Annotated in this window: 26 protein-coding genes; 10 read left to right on the top strand and 16 right to left on the bottom strand. The window is 39.1% G+C overall.

Annotation, left to right across the window (positions count from 1 at the left end; genetic code table 11):
- Nucleotides 1–17: 17 nt before the first annotated feature.
- From BSM4216_RS04185 to hemE, 4 genes are all read right to left on the bottom strand, one after another.
- Nucleotides 18–590 (bottom strand): TetR/AcrR family transcriptional regulator, encoded by a 573-nt coding sequence (locus tag BSM4216_RS04185; RefSeq protein WP_048622840.1) that lies wholly within the window; start codon nucleotides 588–590, stop codon nucleotides 18–20.
- A 168-nt stretch (nucleotides 591–758) separates the two neighbouring features.
- Nucleotides 759–2180, bottom strand: coding sequence for a protoporphyrinogen oxidase (gene hemY, locus BSM4216_RS04180; protein ID WP_048622839.1), 1422 nt, complete (start codon nucleotides 2178–2180; stop codon nucleotides 759–761).
- A 23-nt stretch (nucleotides 2181–2203) separates the two neighbouring features.
- The gene (gene hemH, locus BSM4216_RS04175; RefSeq protein ID WP_048622838.1) at nucleotides 2204–3136 is read right to left on the bottom strand and encodes a ferrochelatase; all 933 of its coding nucleotides are present in this window, start codon (nucleotides 3134–3136) and stop codon (nucleotides 2204–2206) included.
- A 69-nt stretch (nucleotides 3137–3205) separates the two neighbouring features.
- Entirely contained in the window at nucleotides 3206–4243 is a 1038-nt protein-coding gene (hemE, locus tag BSM4216_RS04170) for a uroporphyrinogen decarboxylase (protein WP_048622837.1), read from the bottom strand.
- Nucleotides 4244–4658: 415 nt separating this feature from the next.
- Here hemE and BSM4216_RS04165 point away from each other — a divergent pair, with 415 nt between their 5' ends.
- Both BSM4216_RS04165 and BSM4216_RS04160 read left to right on the top strand, forming a co-directional pair.
- The gene (locus BSM4216_RS04165) at nucleotides 4659–5177 is read left to right on the top strand and encodes an antibiotic biosynthesis monooxygenase family protein (protein WP_048622836.1); all 519 of its coding nucleotides are present in this window, start codon (nucleotides 4659–4661) and stop codon (nucleotides 5175–5177) included.
- 255 nt (nucleotides 5178–5432) lie between these two features.
- A complete protein-coding gene (locus BSM4216_RS04160) occupies nucleotides 5433–6824 on the top strand; it encodes a membrane protein (protein ID WP_048622835.1) in 1392 nt (463 codons plus the stop codon).
- Nucleotides 6825–6960: 136 nt separating this feature from the next.
- Here the strand turns inward: BSM4216_RS04160 and BSM4216_RS04155 are convergent, their stop codons facing one another.
- On the bottom strand, nucleotides 6961–8181 hold the full coding sequence (locus tag BSM4216_RS04155; RefSeq protein ID WP_053083217.1) for an ABC transporter permease: 1221 nt from the start codon (nucleotides 8179–8181) through the stop codon (nucleotides 6961–6963).
- Complete coding sequence (locus BSM4216_RS04150; RefSeq protein ID WP_048624388.1) at nucleotides 8178–8915, bottom strand: ABC transporter ATP-binding protein; 738 nt, start codon at nucleotides 8913–8915, stop codon at nucleotides 8178–8180. Before BSM4216_RS04150 ends, BSM4216_RS04155 begins: the two co-directional genes overlap by 4 nt.
- Nucleotides 8916–10037: 1122 nt before the next feature.
- On the opposite strand from BSM4216_RS04150, the gene BSM4216_RS04145 reads away from it, so the two are divergent.
- A complete protein-coding gene (locus BSM4216_RS04145) occupies nucleotides 10038–10460 on the top strand; it encodes an HIT family protein (protein WP_003353755.1) in 423 nt (140 codons plus the stop codon).
- Nucleotides 10461–10576: 116 nt separating this feature from the next.
- Nucleotides 10577–11095, top strand: a complete 519-nt coding sequence (locus tag BSM4216_RS04140) for a tryptophan transporter (RefSeq protein ID WP_048622834.1) — start codon at nucleotides 10577–10579, stop codon at nucleotides 11093–11095.
- A gap of 170 nt (nucleotides 11096–11265) precedes the next feature.
- Here the strand turns inward: BSM4216_RS04140 and yhzF are convergent, their stop codons facing one another.
- The gene (gene yhzF / locus BSM4216_RS04135) at nucleotides 11266–11454 is read right to left on the bottom strand and encodes a membrane protein YhzF (RefSeq protein ID WP_003353757.1); all 189 of its coding nucleotides are present in this window, start codon (nucleotides 11452–11454) and stop codon (nucleotides 11266–11268) included.
- A gap of 194 nt (nucleotides 11455–11648) precedes the next feature.
- On the opposite strand from yhzF, the gene BSM4216_RS04130 reads away from it, so the two are divergent.
- A complete protein-coding gene (locus BSM4216_RS04130; RefSeq protein WP_048622833.1) occupies nucleotides 11649–12005 on the top strand; it encodes a YtxH domain-containing protein in 357 nt (118 codons plus the stop codon).
- Nucleotides 12006–12327: 322 nt separating this feature from the next.
- On the top strand, nucleotides 12328–12903 hold the full coding sequence (locus BSM4216_RS04125; RefSeq protein WP_082142248.1) for an HTH-type transcriptional regulator Hpr: 576 nt from the start codon (nucleotides 12328–12330) through the stop codon (nucleotides 12901–12903).
- Here the strand turns inward: BSM4216_RS04125 and BSM4216_RS04120 are convergent.
- The gene (locus BSM4216_RS04120; RefSeq protein ID WP_003353760.1) at nucleotides 12900–13235 is read right to left on the bottom strand and encodes a DUF1878 family protein; all 336 of its coding nucleotides are present in this window, start codon (nucleotides 13233–13235) and stop codon (nucleotides 12900–12902) included. The two genes, BSM4216_RS04125 and BSM4216_RS04120, sit on opposite strands and share 4 nt — an antisense overlap.
- A gap of 257 nt (nucleotides 13236–13492) precedes the next feature.
- A complete protein-coding gene (locus BSM4216_RS04115; RefSeq protein WP_003353982.1) occupies nucleotides 13493–14605 on the bottom strand; it encodes an RNA-guided endonuclease TnpB family protein in 1113 nt (370 codons plus the stop codon).
- Between the two features lie 87 nt (nucleotides 14606–14692).
- Between BSM4216_RS04115 and BSM4216_RS16160 the strand changes: the two genes are divergently transcribed.
- Nucleotides 14693–14833, top strand: coding sequence for a ribbon-helix-helix domain-containing protein (locus BSM4216_RS16160; protein WP_003352379.1), 141 nt, complete (start codon nucleotides 14693–14695; stop codon nucleotides 14831–14833).
- A 415-nt stretch (nucleotides 14834–15248) separates the two neighbouring features.
- Nucleotides 15249–15434: a hypothetical protein gene (locus tag BSM4216_RS04110; RefSeq protein ID WP_003353770.1), complete on the top strand. Its 186-nt coding sequence runs from the start codon at nucleotides 15249–15251 to the stop codon at nucleotides 15432–15434.
- Nucleotides 15435–15476: 42 nt separating this feature from the next.
- Here the strand turns inward: BSM4216_RS04110 and BSM4216_RS04105 are convergent, their stop codons facing one another.
- Both BSM4216_RS04105 and BSM4216_RS16155 read right to left on the bottom strand, forming a co-directional pair.
- On the bottom strand, nucleotides 15477–15563 hold the full coding sequence (locus tag BSM4216_RS04105; protein ID WP_040341153.1) for a YjcZ family sporulation protein: 87 nt from the start codon (nucleotides 15561–15563) through the stop codon (nucleotides 15477–15479).
- Nucleotides 15564–15600: 37 nt separating this feature from the next.
- A complete protein-coding gene (locus BSM4216_RS16155; protein WP_061778555.1) occupies nucleotides 15601–15687 on the bottom strand; it encodes a YjcZ family sporulation protein in 87 nt (28 codons plus the stop codon).
- Nucleotides 15688–16125: 438 nt separating this feature from the next.
- On the opposite strand from BSM4216_RS16155, the gene BSM4216_RS04100 reads away from it, so the two are divergent.
- A complete protein-coding gene (locus tag BSM4216_RS04100) occupies nucleotides 16126–17001 on the top strand; it encodes a peptidylprolyl isomerase (RefSeq protein ID WP_048622832.1) in 876 nt (291 codons plus the stop codon).
- 205 nt (nucleotides 17002–17206) lie between these two features.
- On the opposite strand, the gene BSM4216_RS04095 is transcribed toward BSM4216_RS04100, so the two are convergent.
- From BSM4216_RS04095 to BSM4216_RS04080, 4 genes are all read right to left on the bottom strand, one after another.
- A complete protein-coding gene (locus BSM4216_RS04095; RefSeq protein ID WP_003353772.1) occupies nucleotides 17207–17401 on the bottom strand; it encodes a sporulation YhaL family protein in 195 nt (64 codons plus the stop codon).
- A gap of 283 nt (nucleotides 17402–17684) precedes the next feature.
- Nucleotides 17685–18623, bottom strand: a complete 939-nt coding sequence (gene yhaM, locus BSM4216_RS04090) for a 3'-5' exoribonuclease YhaM (RefSeq protein ID WP_003353778.1) — start codon at nucleotides 18621–18623, stop codon at nucleotides 17685–17687.
- Nucleotides 18624–18864: 241 nt separating this feature from the next.
- Nucleotides 18865–21825, bottom strand: coding sequence for an ATP-binding protein (locus BSM4216_RS04085; RefSeq protein WP_048622831.1), 2961 nt, complete (start codon nucleotides 21823–21825; stop codon nucleotides 18865–18867).
- The gene (locus BSM4216_RS04080) at nucleotides 21812–23056 is read right to left on the bottom strand and encodes a metallophosphoesterase family protein (RefSeq protein ID WP_048622830.1); all 1245 of its coding nucleotides are present in this window, start codon (nucleotides 23054–23056) and stop codon (nucleotides 21812–21814) included. Before BSM4216_RS04080 ends, BSM4216_RS04085 begins: the two co-directional genes overlap by 14 nt.
- Before the next feature lie 261 nt (nucleotides 23057–23317).
- On the opposite strand from BSM4216_RS04080, the gene BSM4216_RS04070 reads away from it, so the two are divergent.
- Nucleotides 23318–23503, top strand: a complete 186-nt coding sequence (locus BSM4216_RS04070; protein ID WP_003353781.1) for a YhzD family protein — start codon at nucleotides 23318–23320, stop codon at nucleotides 23501–23503.
- Nucleotides 23504–23652: 149 nt separating this feature from the next.
- On the opposite strand, the gene BSM4216_RS04065 is transcribed toward BSM4216_RS04070, so the two are convergent.
- Nucleotides 23653–25170 (bottom strand): coproporphyrinogen III oxidase, encoded by a 1518-nt coding sequence (locus BSM4216_RS04065; RefSeq protein ID WP_048622828.1) that lies wholly within the window; start codon nucleotides 25168–25170, stop codon nucleotides 23653–23655.
- Nucleotides 25171–25380 lie beyond the last annotated feature (210 nt).

The raw sequence follows: 25380 nt of genomic DNA, 5'->3' as shown, positions 1-25380 counted from the left end.
AAAAGAGAAAGATTTTCCTATTTGGACAGTCCTTGAAAAAAATACAAGTCAAACAATCGAGCGATTTCATCTTTTTCAAGGGGGTCATGATCCCTCTCCCAATCAAAAATAAGCGAAATATACGTTTTTAGAATGACAAAAGCTGTCACTTCAGGATTGCAATTCTTAATTTCTCCGTGTTTTATTCCCATTTCGATTTTATCTCGGATGTAATCTAAAATGGAACGTTCGATTTTATCCATCACCTCTAAAACGACCGGTGTCCCCATTTCTCTCGCCTCTTGAAAGAGCTTGATGGTGAGTTGATGTTTTCTCCGAAAATCGAGCACCTGATACAAAGCACGATGAACTTTTTCAACGAATGAATCTTCTTCATCAAATGATTGTTCTGCCGCTTCTTTCATTTCTGCAATTAATGAAGAAACAATTTCGTGAAATAAGTCTTCTTTATTTTTAAAAAAATTATAAATAGTCCCTTTTCCAACATTCGCAAGCTTTGCTACTTGATCCATCGTAGTGGCCTTGTATCCAAATAATGAAAACGACTTGGCCGCCGCATCCAGAATCTGCTTTTTTCGATCGACAGACACTTTATCACCTCGCAAAATGACCAAAATAATAATTTAGTCATTTAGTTTTAACGAAAAATACTATATCACACTTGATCATTCTTTGCAATGATATCGATACGTCAAAATACTGCTTTTTTCCAAATTTTTTCATCAAGAAGACAAAAAAATAGACCGCCAATCAGCGGCCTATTTCCCATTCATCCCTAAAAAAGCCAATACTTTTTCCACAGCTTCTTCGCCTTGGTCGATGCAATCCGGAACACCGAGTCCCTCATACGAGCTTCCTGCCAAAAAAAGACCCGGCAATTCCTTTTGCGTACTTTGCTTAATCTTTTCCATCCGTTCTATATGTCCTACCGCATATTGCGGCATGGCGTTTTTCCAACGGGTGACAATCGTGAAATCCGGTTTCATGGAAATATTCATCGTCTTATTTAAATCTTCCAATACAATTTTTTCAAGTTCCGAATCTGATAAGTCCACTACCGTTTCGTCACCGGCACGCCCTACATAGCAGCGCAGCAATACTTTTCCCTTTGGAGTCGTGTGAGGCCATTTTTTATGAGTCCACGTACAGGCCGTAATGGTGAAATCGCTGTTTCTCGATACCACAAATCCTGTTCCGTCTATGTCTTGTTCAATCGCTTCCGAGGGGAAAGCCATCGCGATGGTTGCGACCGAAGTGGATTTCATATCTTTCAATGGAGAATAGAAATCGTATTGTGGAAGCATATCCGGAACAACTCCATGAGGTGTGGCAAGAACTACGCTATCTGTGCGAAGTGCTTCACCGTTATGCAAAAGCAAACGATATTGGTCTTCCTCTTTTTCAATTTTCACCACACGTGTTCCTTTTAACACTGAACTTTTTATCAACTGACTTTCTACAGCTTCCACTAACGTTTCCAATCCGTGACGGAAAGTGAGAAATCCGCCTTTTTTTTGCCCGCCCGCTGGCTTTTGGGAGGAGTTTGGCGTCGTTTTTTTCATTCCTAAGATTAAACTGCGATATTTTTGTTCTATTGTGTAAAATTGTGGAAAAGTAGCCATTAAACTCATTTGGTCGATATCCCCTGCATAAATTCCGGATAAAAGGGGTTCAACCAAATTTTCCACCACTTCATCCCCGAATCTCCTTCTAAGAAATGGTCCCAAAGCTTGATCTTTTTGCGGTTTGGAACGAGGCAAAAGAAAATCGAAAGCGGCTCTTAGTTTGCCGGTAAAAGAGAATAATCCGGTTACAACAAAAGGGAATATTTGTGTTGGAATTCCCATAACAGAACCGCCGGGAATGGGATAAAGCCTTTCATTTACTAGCACATAAGATTGACCGGTCGCATTGCTGACCAATTGATCCGCAATCCCCACATTTTCTGCCAGTCTAGTTGCACTTTTTTTTCGAGCCAGATAAGAATCAGGCCCTCTTTCAATTACAAATCCATCTTTGCGGATCGTTTGGATTTTTCCTCCGAGTCTAGGGGAGGATTCAATTAATGTGACTTCCAATGGAAGTTTTTTTTCTTGAGCCGCTTTTTGCAAATAATAAGCGGCTGTTAATCCGGTAATTCCTCCGCCTATGACCGCCACTTTTTTTGATTCACTCACCATACATCGCCTTCTTCTAAAACTTCTTATTTATTTATGTGTTTTAAAACAACCGTTGCTAAAGCATCAATAAATTCCGGCTTTGCATTAGGCATTTCCGGCCGATAATAGGAAGCACCAATCTCTTGTGTGACTACTTTACATTCATAATCGTTGTCATATAATACTTCCAAATGATCGGCAACAAAACCGACTGGCACATAGACATACGCTTTATATCCTTTTTTCTGATGCAAATCTCTTGTCAAATCTTGGACATCCGGTCCAAGCCATGGTTCAGGGGTATTTCCGGCACTTTGCCATCCGATGGCATAATCTTTGACCCCCACCTTATCAGCGATCAATTGAGCTGTTTCTTTCAGTTGTTCTGGATAAGGATCGTTAAATTGCAATATTTTTTCTGGAAGACTATGAGCAGAAAAAATCAGGACAGAAGATTTGCGCTCCTCATCCGGCATTTGTTCGTAAACTTTTTTGATTTGATTCACCCAGTAATCGATGAATTTCGGCTCACGATACCAACTTTCAATCGAGCTGATCCTTGGTCCGCCAAGCTTTTCTGCCTCCGATTTTGCCCTTTCGTTATACGATTTCACGCTGAAAGAAGAGAAATGCGGAGCAAGTACAATCGAAACGGCTTCTTCTATACCGTCTTCATGCATTTGCTTTACGGCATCTTCAATAAATGGTTCGATATGCTTCAACCCAATATATAATCGAAATTCCACTTGATCTTGAAGTTCATTTAATCGAGCTGTTAGTTTTTCAGCTTGTTCATTCGTAATTTTTGCAAGCGGGGAAATTCCCCCAATCGCCTTATAACGTCTTCTTAAATCCTCCAGCATATCCTCCGATGGTTTTCTTCCATGTCGAATATGCGTATAATACCGTTCAATATCCTCTTCATTGTTTGGAGTGCCGTATGCCATAACAAGTAATCCTATCTTTTTCCTTTCCATAAGAGCCACCTCAATTAATTATTTTGTCAAAATGAAAGGAAATTTACAAAAAATAAGTTTCTTTTATTTTTAAACTCTTTTTGAACTGTAATCATGAATAAATTCGGTTAGCTTTTTCAAAGTATCCGGCTGAACTTCAGGAAAAACTCCATGACCAAGATTGAAAATGAATCCCGGTGTTTCCAAACCTTGATCCAAAATCCGTTTCACTTTTTCTTCGATCACTTTCCAAGGAGCAAGCAGCACTGCCGGGTCTAAATTGCCTTGAAGCGATTTTGTCACTCCCAATTCTCTTGCTTTGCGAATCTCCATTCTCCAATCAAGACCAATGACGTCTAAAGGAAGGTCGTTCCATTCTTTTACTAAATGAGTTGCACCAACTCCGAACATGATAAGCGGAACATGCTCATTTTTTAGTTCACTAAAAATTTTTTGCATAGCTGGCTTCACGTATACACGGTAATCTTCTTCATTGACAGCTCCTACCCAAGAATCAAAGATTTGAACGGCGCTTACTCCCGCATTGATCTGCGCCCGAACATAAGCGATAGTCATATCGGCCAGCTTGTCCATCAAAGCGTGCCAAGCGACAGGTTCCGCATACATAAACGCTTTAGTTTTGTTGTAATGTTTGGATGGACCTCCTTCAATCATATAACTGGCCAACGTAAAAGGTGCACCGGCGAATCCGATCAATGGAACCGTCAGCTGCTCTTTCGTTAAAATTCGAATGGTTTCCAGTACATATGGCACATCCTGTTCCGGATGGATTTGGCCAAGTTTTTCCACATCCGCAAGAGAACGAATCGGATTGTCAATAACCGGACCTACTCCCGATCGAATGTCTACTTTCACTCCAATCGCCGGCAGAGGCGACATAATATCTTTATAAAGGATGGCTGCATCCACATTGTATTGTTCAACAGGCAATCTTGTCACATAGGCGCATAATTCCGGTTGATGTGTAATTTCAAACAATGAATATTTTTCTTTTAATGCCCGATACTCAGGCTGCGAACGGCCCGCTTGCCTCATATACCAAACCGGCACATAGTCTGTCGGCTCTCCTTTAGCAGCCTTGATTAAAGTATCATTTACCATTCTCATGTATTTATCTTCCACCTTTCATATGAGTAAAGTCGTATTCAAAATGAAAAAGCTATGAATGATTTTCAAGAGAAATCACATTTTTACATTTAAATAAATATAGGTCGTTGCAACCGGCGATCCTTCATTCTCACGATCTATTACATGCTTTACACTATAGTGCTTTTTGAGTAAATTGTATAGGCAAGCGAGTGAAATGTCATAAAACCGCCGATTTTGTTTATAATGTTTCATTGAACTCATAGTATGGAAATTTTAAACTAAATATTGGAAAGTTCATAAAAGCAGATAGCCCTTTTATTCTGATACATGGGCAAAATGCCAATGAGAACGATGGACTAAAGGTGGATTCCATGTCCTTTCCAATTGCGCAGTTCACAAAAGTCCTTTCCAAAAAAGAAAATGGGGTGAAAAAATGAATATTTACATGACCACCGGGACGTTCGATTATTTACGAACGATTCTCCAAAAATATGAACACGAAACGATGATCCTTATGGAAAACGAAGAAAGCGCTTTACTCCTTCACGAAACCGAGAAAAAATCCGTATTCCAATCCCCCAGATCGTATGAAGTGATTGATTCATCTGGCCTTTTAGACAAAAAAAGCGGTTTTTTTGTCATGAACCATATTCCCGTTACGGATGAAGGCCGCCCTGTTTTTGAATACCGATTCAAAAACAGATCGGGCAATCTTGAAAAAATGCCGGGCTATAAAGCCTTTAGACTCCTTCGCCCTTTGAAATCAGATACATATATTGTATTGACTTGCTGGAAAGACGAACAGTCTTTTCAAAACTGGAAAAAATCCCAAGCGTTCAAAAAAGCCCACTCTAAACAAGAAACTGAAAAAGAACCAAAGAGTAAAATCACTATTTTCCCTCGTCCTTCTTACGTCAAAACCTATTTAATACCGAAAGAAGAACAATCGTAATCCACGTCGTGATGGTCGCTACAACTAAACTTTTTACTGCAGTCTTAGATCAAGCTCCAAAGTGATTATTTAAACTACGCTGTCGGACTGCTAAAATTTCACATTTCCAAGGAAATAACGTCTTTCTTTTTTCTTTCAATCATTTTTTTATTCGACGCTCCTTTCATTCACAACTTCTAAGGATGATTCATACTTTGAAACAAAATAGTGTGATAAACGCCTAGCGAAGTCTGTGAATAAAGGAGTAGATACAACATGCCAATCGACTTAACGTTGATTCATTGGGTGTACGTTCTTTTTATCGCACTCGTGATCCTTTTCATGATTCTCCGCAAAGATACGACGATCTTATGTATTATCGGCATCTTTTTCATCGCTTTTACAGCTACCGGATCAGTCACCGCGTCGATCATCAGTATATTTACCAGTTTCGTATACGCAATCTCGGAGCTGTTGCCGACCATTCTCATCATTTCCATGATTGTCGCCATGAGCAACAGCTTAATGAAAACTGGAATCAACGAAGTCATCATTGCTCCATTTACAAAATTCATCCGTTCTCCTGACACAGGATTCTGGATCATCGGATTACTAATGTTGTTAATTTCCTGGTTTTTTTGGCCGACACCGGCAGTTGCTTTATTGGGAGCTGTACTTGTTCCGGTTGCGATACGAGCAGGGTTGCCTGCCATCGGCGCGGCAATGGCCATGAATTTATTCGGCCATGGAATCGCCCTTTCCGGCGATTTCGTCATTCAGGCAGCTCCTAAATTAACGGCCGACGCAGCAGGAATTGCCGTACAAGATGTGATTCATGCCAGCCTCCCTCTCGTAGCCGTTATGGGAATCTCCGCCACACTAATGGCTTTCATTCAGCTAAAAATCGATATGAAAAAAGGAAAGCTTTCGAGCAGCAGCCTCGTTTCCACCAACCGTCAAGAGAATAAAATCGACACCTCCCTTTCCTTCAGAACAAAGCAAATATTTGCGATCCTGATACCACTCTTTTTTGCCATTGATATATTTTTCCTGTTTTTTTATCACTTACAAGGCGGAGACGCAACAGCACTTATCGGGGGAACCGCCATTATCATTCTCTTCCTGATCGCGTTGATCAGCTATAAAGGGAAAGGGTTAGAAAAAACCACCCTTTTTTTAATGGAAGGATTCCAATTTGGTTTTAAAGTATTCGCACCTGTTATTCCCATTGCCGCTTTCTTTTATCTAGGCGATGCCGGTTTTTCGAAAATAATCGGCGACTACCTTCCTCATACATCCAATGGCATTGTCAACGACCTTGGCGCTTCTCTCGCTGCCCTTGTCCCCTTGACGAAAGAAATGGGGGCCGTGACTATGACCGTCATCGGGGCCATTACCGGCCTAGATGGTTCAGGATTCTCCGGCATTTCTCTTGCCGGATCAATCGCTAAAATTTTTTCCCACTCTCTATCAGGCGGAACAGCCGTTTTAACGGCTCTCGGCCAAGTAGCAGCGATTTGGGTTGGAGGAGGCACTTTAATTCCTTGGGCTTTGATTCCTGCTGCGGCCATATGCGATGTCGATCCTTTTGAACTGGCACGAAGAAATTTAATTCCCGTATGCTTCGGCCTCTTGGTGACAACCATTGTCGCAGTATTCCTATTATGATTTTCAGCAGACGGCATACCCTTAAGCTATGACCGCCATCTAAGAAGCAGTACCACGAAAAAACATTGCTGCATCACGAATGAATTCCCTTTTTTCAAGTACTTACGAAGTCTAAACCAGATGCCAGAAAACGGTCTTACAAGTTTTCCATTTTAGCTAGCTTGCGGGGAGTGTATATTTCGGTAAACAAAAAGACGAATAAGACGGCTGCTCCAAGTATGATTCCACTTTCAAACCATGAACGAAAAAACGCCGCCCCCGCGAACAAAAAGGCCTGCAATCCAAGACACTGCCTCAAAAGCAGCATAAAAGCTGTTTTTTTTCTTTCTTTCGAAACAGGATACAACATCATCCAAATTTTTTCATCGTGGTGACGGATCAGCGGAAAAAGCTGGAATCCTGTTAAATAAATAAACAAGAGCGCCATGATGACTTTGAATAGTAATGAATGACTGAAAATGATCAAAAGCAAACCAATGAGCGTCAAGCGGACAAACAATCCAATGTATTCATTTACACGAACAAAAGTACGTGACAACAAATACGTATAAACATGATGGGGGCCATATGGAATCTTTTTAAACAGAAAGTCCAGCCATTTTCTTCTTTTTACGTCTCCTTGCAGATTAGGGACCGTCGTAAACAAGTTGGCAAAGCGATAAAAAGCCATCATTCTTTTTTCTTCTAGTTCCACAAGCATTTCCCATTTTAAAATATGCTGCCTGCTCTTGTTTTGAATAACGCCGGCATAAACGATCAAAAGAAACGCTCCAATGACGAAAAGAAGCCAGTTTGTCCGGTTGAACAGCGGATATAAAAAGACTGCATTGAGAACAAAACGAACGATCAGATCAACAAGACGTATATTTTTTTCTTGAAACTTCTGCACGTTCCAACGGACAAACAAATTCCAAAACTTCAAAATGAATAAGATCACAAGCCACAAAAAGAACGATGCATAGCTTACTCCCTTGACTTTTACATACATGGGCATTAAAGCAGCAAGAAACAAAATCAGCCAATAACTTTGAAAGACAAAACTAGATACAATGGCTTTTTGAAAATAGCCTTTTAATCGTTCCTCCATCGGAAGCAGAAAGACGATATCCGCTCGCATTAAGTACGTGTAAATCGGAGACCACGCCAGAATAGCCCCCAATAACAGCGCCATGATAAACGGGGCTGGAAAATGAGGTTCCAACGTTTTTACCCATTGACTGTAATAGTAGACACCGGCTCCGACCCCAAAAATCAGTACAAATAGCAGATGATCATTGAATATATAGCGCAAATATTTGCGCATCTCGGATAAATAGCCGTTTAATCGCTCTTTCCATAATTGCTGAACAGTTTTCATTTTTCTTCTTCCTTTGTCAGTTGAATATAGAGATCATCGAGAGAAGCTCCCTGCATGCCAAACTGTTCCTGCAAGTCCTGAATGGTTCCTTTTGCGCGGATTTCCCCGTTATGTAATATGATAAACGAATCGCAATACTTTTCGGCTGTTGCTAAAATATGAGTGGACATTAATATGCCCGCCCCTCGTTTCTTCATTTTTTCCATCCACTCCAATAACGATTGAATTCCGAGCGGATCAAGCCCTAAAAACGGTTCGTCAATAATATATAAATGAGGTTCCGTTAAAAAGGCGCTCATAATCATTACTTTCTGTTTCATTCCTTTGGAAAAATGAGCAGGAAACCAATGAAGCTTTTTTTGCATTCGAAATTCCTTTAAAAGCGGATCTATCCTCTCTTTGTATTCTTGTTCTGTTAATCCGTAAGCCATCGCCGTCATTTTCAAATGCTCTTCCAACGTTAATTCTTCATACAACACCGGCATTTCCGGTATATAAGAAAACTGTCTGCGATATTGCTCCGGGCTGTCTTTCAAAGATAGTCCATTGATGATAATCTCTCCTTGCCTCGGTTCCATTAAACCGATAATATGCTTAATAATCGTACTTTTTCCCGCGCCGTTTAAACCAATCAAACCAACGATTTCATTTTTTTCAATAGAAAAAGACACATCTTTTAACACAGGCTTTCTTGTATAACCGCCAGTCAATTGGTCGACTTTCAATAGCGACATTCTTCCACATCCTTTCTGTTTTTGATTGCCCAAAAATTCGTTTGAAAACTCTCCATCCTCCTCCAATAGAAGAAAATTTGTGTTCCATTCATTTCGTTATGGTGACATTCAGATCACTTTAAAGAAGAAGCACTTATTAAACCATTTAACAAAAACATGCGGTATTTTGTTTCTAAGTTCATCTTATTTTAACAAACATTTTCGCAAAAACAGCTATTTTAAGTCTACCCACAACTATTTTAGACTTGATAAATGATTCTTGACAATTTTTCAGACAAAATTTCATCACTTGTATGTATAAAGAAAAAATTTCTGTGCATTCTAATATTCGAAGGGGTCAACCAAATAGTAAAACGGGGTGGTTGTGAAAGACCAGTACCGCATTTTCCTATCTTATGGTCAATTGATTCGCCTTCAATAAAATGAGGTGATTACGGCAGACAGTAAAGTCGCACGATCCACAAACTCCAATGCAAATAAGTATGAAAGACCATAAAGTCTTCATTCACAAATTTGCCAAAAACGGGTTTGTGTTAGATCTAAAAAGTGTCAAAGCAAGAAACATTCCAGCAAGGGGATGATTAGCTTGAACACGAAAAACGACTTTTGCACTGCAGATCAGCAATGACCAATCCCCTTCAAGGGACAGGATGCATAAGCATCCTGTCTTCTTTTATGTCCTCAACATAAAAATCATCCATTTGAACCCTATCAGATCAGAAAATAAAACAGCCATGATCTTACGTTTAAAACATTCCGGTCCGCTCCGCTTTGAGCCATTCTTTTATAGAAAATGCTTTGGAGTTGGCACTAAAAGAAAAGGTTCTTTTAATGATTCAAGATCGTTTTCTAAACTGCGCTGCTTTTTATTGGCGGCAAAATATCCCCTCAGTCCAAAGCTAACCGGAGCATTATTCATGGCTCCCATTTCGAATGCATGGTTCCCTATTTAGATCCCCCCGCTTTTATGATAAAATACATTCAAATCCATACCATTTCATCGAAAAAATCCAAAAATGCCAGTGATTTTTTGACTCGACGTGTGTCCATAAGATTTGATCCATTCTGCAAAGAGCGGCATACATGCCATTTATCATGAAATGAAAGAAAGGATGAGTGAATATGAGCGATTGTATTTTTTGTAAAATTATGAACGGAGAAATCCCGTCAGCAAAAGTGTATGAAGATGAAAATGTATTTGCTTTCTTGGATATCAGCCAAGTAACAAAAGGGCATACACTGGTCATACCAAAAATACATAAAAAGAATCTCTTTGAGCTAACTCCAGAAATTGCTGGATCGCTTTTCCAAGCTGTGCCCAAAATAGCGAATGCTATTCAAGAAGCCTATCAACCGATCGGGCTAAATTTATTAAACAATAATGGAGAAGCGGCCGGACAATCAGTCTTTCATTTCCACATCCATTTGCTTCCTCGTTACGGAAAAGGAGATGGATTCGGGGCTGTATGGAAATCGCATCAAAACGACTATACTTTCGACGAACTTCAAGACATCGCATCGACCATTCATCAGCATATAAAATAACATATGAAACGAGATATCTTATTTGAGAGCAAAGCAAAGAATTTGTGGTAAAATGAATTCGTACCACTAAAAATCGAGTTTTAGTGTAGAGAAGTTTAGCAGAGGAGAGAAGAGAATTGAATACGAAAACACTTGTCAGTTTAGCCATTTTAGTGGGTATGGGAGCAGTTCTTCATGCAATCATCCCTGCTTTTTTCTTAGGCATGAAGCCAGATATGATGCTTACGATGATGTTTCTCGGCATTCTATTATTTTCAAACGCCAAAAATGTTTTGCTGATTGGTTTAGCTACGGGAGTCATTTCCGGATTGACCACGGCATTTCCCGGAGGATTCCTTCCGAATCTAATCGATAAACCGGTTACGGCGTTCATTTTTTACGGATTGCTTGCCCTTACGGCAAAGTACAGCAAAAACACACTCGGAGCAGCCATATTGACGGCTGTCGGCACTATTGTCTCCGGAACAGTCTTTTTGACTTCAGCCTATTTGATTGTCGGTCTGCCCGGACCTTTTACCGCTTTATTCGGAACCGTCGTTCTGCCTGCTATGGCCTTAAATGCCGTTGCCATGTTTATTATTTATCCTATTGCCCAATCGATAATGAAACGCTCAAACGTTGGGCATCAAGCTTAAAAGCATCGATTTAATGAATAATGCCTGGCCACTTCCTAACCTGCCGTCATGCTTCTAAGGCTACGGAGGCGGCCCGGCATTTTTGTGTATTATGGCCGAAAAACCATATTCGATCCAGTCTCCAGCCACCATCGTTTTTCCCTCACTTATCCCCTGTTTACCAATTCTTTTCATGTTACATAAAGGAGAATGATGATCACAAATACGAAAACAGTTCCGGCTCCAAGTGCGCCGACACGTTTTTTCACCATCTTTTTCGGGGGATATATACCCGGCCTGGACAATAATAGAAGCGAGCGACACAGACCAAGAAACAAAAGAAAATCGAGAATAACCGCAAAGAACAAAACCCCTCTCATGTAAATTCCTCCTTCACCAGCCCGCTGACTGATCTTCCGGACATAGAATGTTGATTTTCTTCAAAAGAAGTCTGTATACTCTTCTTAAGGGATTCGAATTTAATGAATATTCTATCCTATTCAACTGCAACTGAAGATATGAAATGAGGGACTTCAATCTCAAAATGCGAAATATCAGCCAGAGGTGAATGATTATGAAACGATCGAATTGGTTGGCGGGCTTTTTAGTCGGAGGGGTTGCAGGCGCCATTACAACGCTCCTTACCACTCCTTCTTCTGGAAAAGACGTCAAAAAAAATATGTTAAAAACAAAGGATTTTATGAAAGAAACAGCGAAGGAAGTCATAAGCAATACCGAACAGGTAAAACAAGCGGTCACTCATTTTATACAAGAAGGAAAAACGGCTTTCCCTCAGATCTCTAAAGAAATAAAAGAAAGCATCGAATTATGGCAAAAAAGCATTCAACCAAATAAAAAGGCAATTGAAGAAGGAATTCACAACGTCCAAATTTCCGTCAAAAACCTGGAGGAGACAACGAAAAAGAATTGATAACACCCAAATCCTCATAGAATCCATTCTCCAAGCGTGAAGTATACAGGGCTTTTTGACTAGCACTTGTCGTCCTTACGGCAGGTGAAGCGTAAGTCCTGCCACATTCGGAATACATCATAAGTTTTTTCAAGAAAACAAGGTATTTTCTTATAACAGCATGCGAAACTTATGAAAGTGGACAATCTTGTTTATTGGATTGTCCACTTTTTTGAAAATTTAGTAAATTTATATCTTTATTAATTTTTATTTTATTGGCATAATATTGTTAGAGAATACTTTCAGAAAAACCTGTTCAATTTTAAAAAGAAGGTGATAGAAAGTGAAAAAACAAGAAGTTTCCATACATGAGGTAATGCTATTTTCCCAAAGAGTAGCACAGTTAAGCAAGGCCCTTTGGAAAGCGGTTGAAAAAGATTGGCAGCAATGGATCAAACCGTATAACCTTAACATTAATGAACACCATATCTTATGGATCGCCTATCATTTAAAAGGAGCCTCTATTTCTGATATCGCTAAGTTTGGCGTCATGCACGTTTCCACAGCCTTTAACTTTTCAAAGAAACTAGAAGAACAAGGCTATTTAAAATTTTCCAAGAAAGAATCGGACAAGCGAAATACGTATGTTGAGTTGACAAATGAAGGGGAAACGATCCTTCATGACCTGATGGAAAAATTTAATCCGGAAGCCAATTCCGTCGTGCAAGCGGCACTACCCCTAAATAAACTGTTTGGTAAATTTCCTGATTTTTTAGAACTCAGTGTGATCATTAAAAATTTGTACGGGGACGATTTCATGGAAATTATCGAAACCTCCCTTCAAAACATAGACGAAAACTTTCAGAAGGAAGATACCTTCATTTCCACGAACGAATCCAGCGAAAAAATAACGAGTTAGTTGGAAAGATTTTTGTACAGCTGAATCATTAATTCTTTATAGAGCCCTTGTTTTATGCATGCTGCGATGACCTCTTTACAATCCAACTTGGAATGAAGCCTTTTTTCAAATTCTTGAAAAAGCGGAACATGAAAAACAAATCCGTCCGCTTTTTGCTCTTGATATTTCTTGTTCAACTCCTCACAAAGTTCGAAAAATTCGGCCGTTTCCTCTTTTGTGAGCCGATTTTTTATAATCAGCCAATCAAATTCATGTCGGTTCTTATCGACCATCTGAATCAACAGTTGTTGATGGTATTCCAACATTTCCAATCGTTTTATAATATCCTCCATGTCATTTCACCATACCACAAATAGACGCTCTATTTCGAACAGTCAATTATACTTACCGGGCCATTCAATATTATCTTACAGTAAAACTTGAATTTAAGCTATTCCAAAAGACAAGATGAACGGTATGTTTGGTGCTTGTGAACTACCCTCCACTTATCAACCTTACGGTTTGATTGAAGTGGGGGCTTCTCGGGTAATCCCGTCTAATGACAGAAAATTGACCGAGCTAACCCTCTCGTTCCGAAAGTTATTATTCTTTATGCTAATAAGCGTAATCCCTCATTTTTGATATTGATTGCTGAATTGTGATCGCGATCTAATACAAAGCCGCAAGAACATTTATATACACGTTCAGATAATGGCATTTCTTTTTCCTTGCCGCAACATGAACACTTCTTAGTGGAGGGAAACCACTTATCAATTTTCACAAGTTGTTTCCCCTGTTCTTTTAGCTTATACGCTAAGAAAGTAGTGAACATCCCCCAGCCGTTATCATGAACGCTTTTTCCAAAGTTGAGGGCTTGAGACATGCCTTTCATGTCTAAGTCCTCAATAATCACAGCGTCATAGTTTGTTGCTAATTCTTTTGACTTATGATGAAGAAAGTTTCTGCGCTGATTCGCTGTCTTTTCATGTAGCTTAGCCACTTTCAGGTGTTGTTTTTCCCATCTTGCAGAACCTTTCTTTCTTCGAGAAAGAATTCGTTGTGCTTTTGCTAATTTATCTAAGGCTTGCCGATAGTAACGTGGGTAATTGGCTTTCTTACCCTGTTCACTCTCGACATATAGACCATCCATAGCAAAATCCAAACCAACAACTTTCTGTATTTTAACTGGACGAATATCTTTCTCATATTCTGTCAAAATTGAAATGTAGTATTTGCCTGTCTTTGTTTTAGAAATAGTGCAAGATTTGATTTTATAATCAGCAGGTATCTCTCTATGCTGTTTCATTTTTATTGGCTTTTTGATTTTTGGCAGTTTGATATGACCATTTTCTAGCTTAATATTTCCGTTGACCATATTAGTTGTATAGGATTGTTTTGCTTTACGATTTTTGAACTTTGGAAAATCCGCATTTCCTTCAAAGAAATTCTTATAAGCAGTCTGTAAGTTCATTTGTGCATTTGCCAAAGCTAAAGAATCCACTTCTTTTAGGAATGGAAATTCACTTTTATATTTTGCAGGGGTCGGAAACTTTTGCTTTTTAAGCAATTCTTTATCATCCTTGAACTTTTCATACGTTTCTTTGCGTTCAGCTAACATCTTATTGTAGACAAAGCGAACACAACCAAATGTCTTAGCTAATAATGCGGATTGTTCTTTGTTTGGTAACAAACGAAACTTGAAAGCTTTGTTTTGCTTGGCCATATCAATTCACCTCACTTTGTGCGGAAAAATTTCGTATATATTGATTATATCGTAAAAAATCCGTACAATCAATATGAGGTGATAATCATGAGAGAAGAGAAAGAACGTGTAGAAATTCGTATGCCTAAGACGATATTAGAAAAATTGGAGCAATATCAAAAAGAAAATGGGATTCCAACTAGAACAGCCGCAATCTTAGAATTGTTGAGAAAAGGATTGGAAAAATAACTTTGGCTAAAGCCAACCGAAATTCATCTCCCACCTACTCATTGGTGCTATTCACACCTTCACATTCCTAGAGGATGGGAGACTTCTTTCGGAAAGACGTTAAAAGAACGCTGATCCAAAAAAGCTTGCTCAACGGCCATCCAAATCATTTATTTTCTATTGATTTTTTGCTTATTTCGTCGTAAAGTATGGTAGCATCCTTTTCGCAATCATTTTTAGGTTTATTGATCCGTTTTCACACCTGACATAACAAAAGTTTCTAATTATTGAAAATTTTGTTTAATTCCTCGGTTTACAAAACCATTTTCATTCGAAATAATACACATCATCTGAGTCGTTGTCTTTTAACTTTGAGGTGCCTAAATATTCTATTTATCACCCTGATGAATAAGGTTATGAAAAAGGAGGGAGCATCATGTCAGTAATCTTCGTGTTCATATTATTTTCTATTTTCATTTTATACAATATCAATAGACTTACCAACACGCTATGTATGCAAAAAGACATACCGGAAGATCGCCAGCCGAAAGTGTTTAGAACGATTAACATTTTAATCACTATTCTGCTCATTTCTTCTTATATCGAAATTCTCTATACATAAGTGGAAATCAAGCCAGGCATCGCCTGGCTTTTATTCCAATATCTAGTAAATCCAAGATGCACCGATGATAATAAGCAAAATGAACAACACAACGACAAGTGCGAATCCTCCGCCATATGCTCCAGACATATCCGAGTTCCTCCTTTATTTTCACATTTTTCATTTGTTAATATAGCCATGCTGCACCAACAATGATGAGAAGGATGAAGAGCACCACAATTAATGCAAACCCTCCGCCATAAGCTGCACCCAATACCGATCACCTCCTTACACATTGGTCTATATCATACTATTCATTTGTTTTATTTTTGGTTTAGGCCTTTTTCCCGCTTGAAGACGACTGTATAGGTCATCAGATGATTAAACCTGATTAGAAAGGATTTAACAATATGGCTTCGACAACAGAAGTTTCCATACATTCTTGTTTTCTGCCAAATTCTAATCCGGATTTTTCAACTGACTAACCCTATTAGGATCTACTCTTTCAGCGGAAAGCTTTTCATTCCCGCCATACCTCCTTTTCTGTTATTTGTATCGTATGTAACCCGGTATATTTTGACTGAAGCAAACGCCTATTTTCTTGTCGGTCATAAAAAAGAAAAACTTTGGTAATTCCGCATAATTGTGATATAGTATGTCTATGTGGATAAAGAATATAAAAATGAAATTAAGTGTAGGAGTTGTTGAACGAATGAAAAAATGGATTCTCTCTTTGTCGTTGGCAGCCGGGATGATTGTTCTTGCTGCATGCGGAAACGGCGGAGATGATACCGTTGTAAAAACGAATGAAGGAAATATTACAAAAGAAGATCTGTACAACGCTATGAAAGAAAAATATCCTCAACAAACACAACAAGCGTTGCAAGAATTGGTGTACAAAAAAGTTTTATCTGAAAAATATAAAGTTTCGGATAAAGAGCTGAATGACGAGCTTCAAAAAACAAAAGACCAACTTGGTTCACAATATGAAGCGTTCCTCGCCCAATACGGCATGGACGAAAAGGGATTTAAAGACTACTTAAAATTGGAACTATTAGAGCAAAAAGCGGCAACGGCCGATATTAAAATCAGCGATCAAGAATTGAAAAATTATTATAAAAAATGGCAGCCGGAAATCAAAGTCCGCCATATATTAGTCGATGATGAAAAAACGGCAAATGAAATAAAAGCGCAGCTGGATAAAGGGGCCAAATTCGAGGATCTTGCCAAAAAATACTCCAAAGACACAGCTTCCGCCAACAATGGAGGAGATTTAGGATGGATCGATTACCAAGGCCGCAAGCAATTTGTTCCTGAATTCACTAAAGCGCTTGATACTTTGAAAGTCAAAGAAATAAGCAAACCGATTAAAACAGAATACGGCTACCATATTATCCAAATTACAGATAAGAAAAAGAAAAAACCGTTTAACGAAGTAAAAGATCAATTGAAAGAAGAACTGAAACTCTCGAAAGTCGATCAAACTAAGATGCAGAAAAAACTTAACGAAGTGCTGAAAGATGCTAATGTAAAAGTCGAAGACAAAGACTTTAACGGTTTGTTTTCCGAAGCAACCTCCAATAAATAATAATGTGAAATAATAATGTGTGCTGCTTTTTTGAAACGGAACGCCTTTCGTTTCAGAAAGGCAGCATTTTTTTGAAAGCGAACAAGTGTAGCATGCCTTTTCTTCTTCTCGCAATCAATTTTTCATTCGCCTTTTTTCCACGATTCGGACTAGCCATATAAAAAGGCGCTCCAAAAGAAGAATTCTTTTGAAGCGCCTTTTACGTTTATGCTCCTTGTTGTTCCTGATCTTGTTTCTGTTTCTTTTTTTTCTCTTCTTGCATCCTCTTTATAAATACTTCGCCTTCTTTTTCGATCCATTCCTGGTCTGCCTTCCGATCTTCTCTCGCCGTTTTAATCACCATAAATGCACTAATAAATATTCCTGCCACAACGAAATACATCCAAAACGGTACCGTCATTTTCCACCTCTCCTAACTTGTCCGCATTTACTACATCTTATGAGACGGAAACGTTGCCTATTCCTATAATTTTTTCCATTATCCTCTGTTACCGCCAACTAGACGTCATTCAGGTCTCCCGCAACGAAACGTCATGATAAAGAAAAATATCAGAATGGAATGGGGAGAAAGAGAGCCGCACGATCTATCTTTTCCACTTTCAAAAGGAATTCTTCCCTTAAAAAAAGACCTCTAAAAAGAGGTCTCTTCATCGCTGAAATAGGAATGAAATCGAATATACTAATTAAAACTTTGGCTTATAAAAAGAGCGGTTATCCATAGCGAAAATTCGCTCGGAAAATTCTCCCGGTTTCGTTTTTTCTAAAGCTCGATCCAGCATATTCATCTTCGCATCAATATTATCAATGTAATGAAGAATTTCCGCTTCTTTGATTAACGGCGGCTTCGGGCTCCCCCATTCCGGCTTTCCGTGGTGGCTTAAAACAATATGCTGGAGAATAAACACCTCTTCTCCTTCGATGCCCAGCTCTTCGGCCGCCTTGGCAATTTCATTGATCATGATCGTGATATGCCCCAACAAATTTCCTTCAGCCGTATAGGTAGTCGCAACGGGGCCCGACAACTCAATGACTTTGCCCAGATCATGAAGAATCACACCGGCATAGAGCAAATCCCGATTTAAAGAAGGATATAAATCCGCAATGGCCTTTGCCAGTTTTAACATGGAAACGACATGATAAGCTAATCCGGATACAAATTCATGATGGTTTTTAGTAGCTGCCGGATATTGATAAAAAGGCTCAGAATATTTTTTCAGCAAGTAACGAGTGATCCTTTGGATATTAGGATTTTTCAATTCAAAAATAAACTGAGTGATGATTTCTGCCATCTCATCCGAATGCATCGGGGCCGACATAACAAAGTCTTGAATTTTGACTCCTTCATTTTCGGAGGCCGGTCGGATTTGCCGAATTCTTAGTTGATTTCGCCCGCGGTAATTTTGAATATCTCCGAGCACTTTTACAATCGTTTCCGCCCGATATTGTTTTTCATCCTGTTCTGTCGCATCCCATAGTTTCGCTTCAATTTCACCGCTTTTGTCTTGAAGAATCAGGTTTAAATACGGTTTTCCATTGACGGCTGTGCTTTTCGTCATGGATTTAATCAATAAATAACAATCGACAGACTGTCCTGCCTCATAATGGATAATTCCCTGAACCATTCAGTTTTTCCTCCTGTACACCGGCAATGGATTTAATCGACACCATTATATCACATAAACAGTATTTGATTATTCATCCTGAAGGAAGCGAATGTAAAAGAAAACTCATGGGCAGCCATTCGTTCAAAAATGGTTCCCAAATATTTTTTAAAACTTTATATAAAAATTCCGTTTCACCCAATCGGCAAACAAATATATGGATAGGCAGACGACGATTCTGCAGCCAGCTCATTTATTTTGATCATTTTGTTACGTTCGCCCAGTCAGGTTCTTCTAAATGAATAATAGAAGTTTCCGGAAAATACATTTTAACATGTTGATGGCATGTAAAAATCAATATTTGTGTATGGCGGCTAACCTCTTTTAATACTTCTGCCACTGCGGACATTCGTTTATGATCAAAATGGACAAAGGCGTCATCAATGATGAGCGGAAATGGATATTCTTCCTGCAAGACGGAAGCGAGAGCAAGACGAAGGGACACATACACCTGTTCACCGGTGGCCTGGCTTAATTCTTGCGGTTCAAAAAACATCCCATCTTTTCGTTTTACGTAAAACTTTCCTTCTTCATTCGTATAAAGGTGAATATACCGTCCATTTGTCAACATGCTTAAAAGTTCTTCTGCTTTTTGCAAAGCAAGTGGAAGTTTTTGATCTTTAAAATGCTTCACCGTTTTAGCAAAGATATGTTTTGCAATCGCTAGCTGCGCCCATTTTTTTGCTTTTTCGTTTACTACCGACCGCTGAAGATGGAAAAGATGAAGCCGTTCTGCGTAAGTCCCGCCCTCTTCTAAAACCTTTTTCTCATACTCCCATTTCGCTAGATCTGCCTGTACTCTTTTTTTCTCCTGTCCTAGTTCTTTCAACTTTTCTTCGACTTCTAGTTTGGCTTTTTTCCATTTTGCGGGCTGATCGAGCGGAAATAGAAGGTCCGGGCTGTCAGGCACCTGACGATGGATGAGTGCTAAACGTTCTTTCAACTGTTCAAGTTTTTTCCATTGAGTCCCCTTTTTCCGAAAATCTTCTTCTGTTTCCGTATTAGCGGACGCAAACAGTTTCTGAATTTCCCTTTCAAATTCAGCTTTTTCCTTTATCACTGCCTGAAGCTCCTCTTTATACTGCTCTGCTTGTTTGCTCGTTTCCTTTATTTGCAAGGCTTTCTCTTTATTTCTTTTCAACTGTTCTTTTAATTGAAACAGCACATATTCTATATCGTGGTCCGGTAAACCAAGAGTCTTTGTCCATCGATGCAATTGATCTTTCCATCTTTGAATAGACTCTTCCATTTCTTTCATTCTTTCTTGGCATATTTTTTTCTGACGAATGATGTCTTTCATACTTAAAAGTTTTTCAAACGCCTCATCCAAAATATTCCATTCCATTGTTTTCGGAAAACAAAGCTTGTGCTGAATTCTTTGAACTCTCAACAAGTTTTCAGAAAATTCCCGCTCCCATTCCTTTTTGTCCGAAATCAGCTTACTCTTTTGCTGCTCCAATTGTTCCAGTCTCATAATCGATTGTTTCCATCTGTCCCGCAGTTCGGTTTGTTTTCGATACATAGAGGCCTCTTCTTTTGTCAGAAGATACCCCATTTCCTGAATTTCTTTCTTACGTTGATTGATTTCCTTTTTTAGCTCTTTTTCTTGTTCTTCCAAAAGATCCGGAGTTTTTTTCGTCCATAATAAAAAGGCGGCAACAAATCCAAAAAAAGGTACTGAAAGCAGAAGCCACTCGTGTTGAATGACAAGCCATAGAGCTAAAACGATTGAAAAAACCAAAACGAAACCGGCGGCAAGAGGCTGCTTATTCCTCTTTTTTGCCTGTTTTTCTGTCTCGATTTTTTGTAGTTGTAGTTCAAGCCAACGAATTTCCTTTGCCAAAGATTCTTTTTCAGTTTGGTTTTCCGCTTTTTTTTGCAGCGTTCGAAATTCTTGCTCCGGCAATAACTGCTCCTCAATCTTCTCACATTCCTTTTCCGCCGTTTGAAGCTCGCTGCGGTTAGTTTGCAAAGCTTTTTCGATGTGCTCTTTTTGCGAAATGAGACGAATAAGCTTTTGAATTTCCTCCTTAATTCGTCGTTTTACATCCATACTCGTATCAATCTGATAAATTTCTTCGTCCGTGAAATGTTCAAAATGAAGATACGTCTTGAGCTCTTCCAATTGACTGTTTAATTCTGAGATCTTCATTTGATCATTTTGCCAATCTTCTTGCCACTTTTTATACTCGGCACTTTGATTCACACTTGCCTCAATGGCCGCCTCTTCCTCCAGGGATAAAAGGTCGTTTTGCCATCGCCGGATTTGCTTTTCTTTCCAATCGATCTTTTCTTGTAAAGCAGAAATCATCCCTTCTAAATGATGGAGCCGATCCAAATGCTTTTCAAGCCGGGAAATGCCATCCACCGGAAATGCCACTTCTCCGATGGCTTTCATTTCTTCTTCCAACCGCTGTTTTTCCATAAGCAGCGGTCTAATGGTTTCTTCTCTTGCCAGTCTTTCCAAATATGCTTGACATTTCCCTTCTTCGACGGACAGCTTTGATAAATGCTGTTTTTGATTCTCGATTTCTACTAAAACATGAAGATATTGGTCATTTTTCTTTTTCCCTTTTTTAACATCTGCCTCCAGTTCCTTCAATGTCTGTAATTCTTGATTAATAACCGGATTTCGTCCGTTTGGCTTATAAAGCTTTTCCATTTCTTTCTGCAGTTTTTTCTCCAGCCGGTATAAGGAATCTGTCCCGACGGTTCCGGCGGAAAATAAAAAGCGGCCGATATCTTCCTCTTTTAATTGGTGAAGTTTTTGCAGACCATGGACGTCAAATGAAAAAATAGAACGGTAAAAGTTCTCATCCATTCCATTTAACAGTCGACGTAGAAGATCTTCACCGCCTATCGTTCCATCGTCGAGCCTTACTGTCACCGAACTGGAGGATGTTCCTTTCACTCTTTCAATGACTGCTTTGCCCATATTCACGGTTTCAAGCGTCAATTTCCCACCATATTTGGAATGGGTTTTCGGTTCATAATTCTTTGCTTGTCTGGTAGGAAATCCGAATAAAACGGCATGGATAAACGCCATAATGGTCGATTTTCCCGCTTCATTTTCCCCGTAAATGAGCTGCAATGATTTCAAGTCTTTTAAATGAAAATTTTCTAATTTTCCAAAGCCGTATATATGAAGATCAGAAATTCTCACCGCTTATTGCTCCTTCCTCTGCCAATCCTTCTTGAATCAAGCGTTTCGCTTCTTCTAACATTTCTTCTTTTTCATCCTCCGTCAGATCAGTTAAGAAGCGGGTCGTTTTATAATGAAAATAAAGAGAGGAAAGCGCCTCTTCCCAATCTTCTTTTGTTAAAGACGCCGTCTGCTTTTCAAATTCCCGATAAAAAGGATGATTTTCTTTGAATTTCAGAGGATGCTGCGGATCGATGATAAACCGATGTACCCAAACAAACGACTCATTTAGATCTTCGCCGTCTTGCAGAGCTTCCAATAATTCTCCGCTCGTGATTTTATCTCTTATTTCTCGATTGGGCTCATTTTCCAACTGAATTTCCAACATGACACCTTGATTCGTTTGACGGTTATCCTCCATCATCTGCTTCAAACGCATGAAAAATGAATGAAAACTTTCCTCTTCCGAAAGCTTCATGACTTCTTTTTTCCATTGAATATCAGCCGTTTCAATAAATTCAAGGCGCGTTCCGGTTTGATCCAATTCAACGAGATAGCAGCCTTTCGCTCCAATTTCTTTTCGATGACGTCCTTGAATGTTCCCGGGATAGAGAATATAAGGATCTTTATGTAAAATCTTTGTTTGATGAATATGTCCAAGCGCCCAATAATCAAATTGTTTTTCCAGCAGATCATTGACTGAAAATGGGGCGTAAGGTTGATGGCCTGATTTTCCGCTTTCCTCATAACCGTGAAGCAAACCGATATGAAAATCCGCTCCGTCTTGCTTTTGGTACTCGTTTATTTTCCGCTCCCATACATGGCGTTTATCATAACTGAATCCATACAAGTGAACAATCGCTCCCGCTTTTGTCTGATGGCGAATGGCTTCCACTTGAGAAGAAAAAACATGAACATTGGATGGCAATTCCAGCGACACCCATTGGCCGTTTAAATGATCATGATTTCCGTGAAGAATATAGGCGGAAATGCCATGCTGTTTTAATCTATTCATTTCTGTTTGCAGCCGAGCCTGTGCTTTAATGCTTCTGTCTTCACCGTCGAATAGATCACCCGATATAAGAACAAAATCCACTTCTCTCTTGATGGCTTCATCTATGATTCTATGAAAAGAACGAAAAGTACTTTCGCGTATTCTTGCAAATAACTCCGGAGGCAGGCGCTGTTCCAAACCGATAAACGGACTATCCAAATGCAGATCCGCCGTGTGAATAAATCGAATTTGTTTCACGATGGCATTCCCTCCAAGCCAAAAATCGAATGTATGTTCTTTCATTATACTTTTATTATGAAAGATTTTCTATTGAAATCTAGCCTCATCACAGTGAAAACTGAAAGATATTTTGGCCAATTTGCAAAGGAGACAGATTATCCGACAATCTATTCAAAAACTTATCCATTGAAAAATAAGCGAGAATCGTTTACAATATTTAAACAAAATATTGTAAATATTCTTTATTTTTAACTAGATGTATATTGGGAGGTTTCTGCATTGAAAGAATATACGCTGACTGTCTTCCAAAAAAATGGTGAAAAGTTGTTAGATGATACGTTTGAAGCAGCCAACGACCATGAGGCTAAAGAAAAAGGCAGCCAAATTCTAAAGGAAAAAGGCTTTTCCGATTACACGCACCGATGCACATCGTCAGCAGGAAAACTTTTGCTGTTTCACTCATAAAAAAGAGCCTCTATGAGAAGGCTAAACTTCTTCAACTTTGAAATTCAGCATGACTTTCTATCGATTCTTTCATCAATCTGCCTTGATGTTAATAGTTCTCTCCCGCAAGTCTCCATCATGTTTTTCCATGCAAATCAAAAACAGCCTTATCAAGAAGGCTGTTTTTTGCAGAAAAGCTGCTGTAAAATCTGAAGCTTTTTTTCTGTATATTCTTCGTAACGTTCATTATACGATTTTGGGTCTTTCGGATTAGCAAAACGTTCAATCTTTCCAGTATCCGGATCGATAAATTTGCTTGCTGCCCCGCATCCTAATCCAATAATAGTCTGCACTTCTTCCATGATCAAAATGTTATAGATGCTTTCTCGCCCCGGTAAGGCATATCCGACATTTTCAAGGTTCCCTAAAATGTTTTTTTGCCGGTACAAATAATAAGGAACATAGTTGTGCGCTGCGGTCCAGTCTTGGGCCAATTTCATCATTTCTTCTGCTTCTTCCCGGCTTGCCACCGGATATTTGTCTTTATTTTGGGTCATGACCGATGCACGTTTAAACGATAGGGTATGAATCGTCAGAGATTCCGGCATCAGTTTTTCTGTTTCATCTAATGAATGTTGAAATTCCCGCACTCCTTCACCAGGAAGGCCGATAATCAAATCCATGTTGATATTATTCATTCCCATGCTTCGAGCCAAGTGAAATTTTTCAATCGTTTCCTCCACTGTATGGTGGCGGCCAATGGCTTTCAACGTTTCTTGAATGTAAGATTGCGGATTGATGCTGATCCGGTCAATATTCCATTTTTTTAGCACTTCCAGTTTTTCTGGCGTAATCGTATCGGGTCGGCCCGCTTCAACGGTAATTTCTCTTACGTTCTCAACACTCGGAAATGATCGATACATTTGTTCATATAAAAGATCCATTTCTTCTGCGGTGATCGAGGTCGGCGTACCTCCTCCATAATAAATCGTTGTGATTTTTATACCGTTTTCTTTTAAAAATTGGCCGATTTTCTCCATTTCATAATGAAGACCGCCTAAGAACGAAGCCACTCTCCCTTGTTTTCCCTGGATTGCAAAAGCAGGAAAAGTACAGTAAGCGCACTTCGTTGGGCAAAACGGTATGCCAATATAAATGCTCACTTCATTTTGCAAGTGATAAAGATCAGGGACAATCGTGAGTTGTCGATCCACAATTTTCTCCATTAATTGAATCTTTTCATCCGTAATTAAATATTCTTTTTTTAATTGTTCATGGGCCTCTTCTTTAGAAATCCCGCTCCGCAATTTTTTATGGAACAGCTTTGTTGGACGAATGCCGGTTAAAAATCCCCACTGCTGCCGGATTCCGGTATATTGTTGCAGCACTTCAAGAAATGCGCGCGATACAGCCTTTTTAACTTGCTTAAAATATTCTTTTTCCGTTTGGGTTGGATCCGCCGCTTTTTCTATTGAAGATTGATAGATCTTCGCGGAGTCTGGCGCCGATAAAGCCATTTTTACTTTTATGACTGAATTGGCTTGGATATCCAATTTCACTCTGAGGATCTCGTCGGGAAGATTCTCCTCTTCCAAAAGAATATCGGTCTCTTCAAAAAATAAATTGGCAATTAATTGAAGAGGTCTATGCAAACGTTCATCAACTGTGCCTGTCACAAGAATGTTCAATCGAATCACCTTTCAATATGTAAACTATTCTTTAGTTTACTGAATGAATCGTCCATCGGTCAAGGATCCATCCATCTGTTCACTTAAAAGCCTACAGATAAAACAGAACAAATCCATATTTCCCTATTTGAAAAATCTCGAATAATTCCCATATACTATTAACCATAAAAAAGAACGCCCTTTGTCGAAACAAGGGCGATGAAAGATGCG

This window comes from Bacillus smithii, assembly GCF_001050115.1.
Taxonomy (GTDB): Bacteria; Bacillota; Bacilli; order Bacillales; family DSM-4216; genus Bacillus_O; species Bacillus_O smithii.
This window is presented reverse-complemented; position numbering and strand designations above follow the sequence as displayed.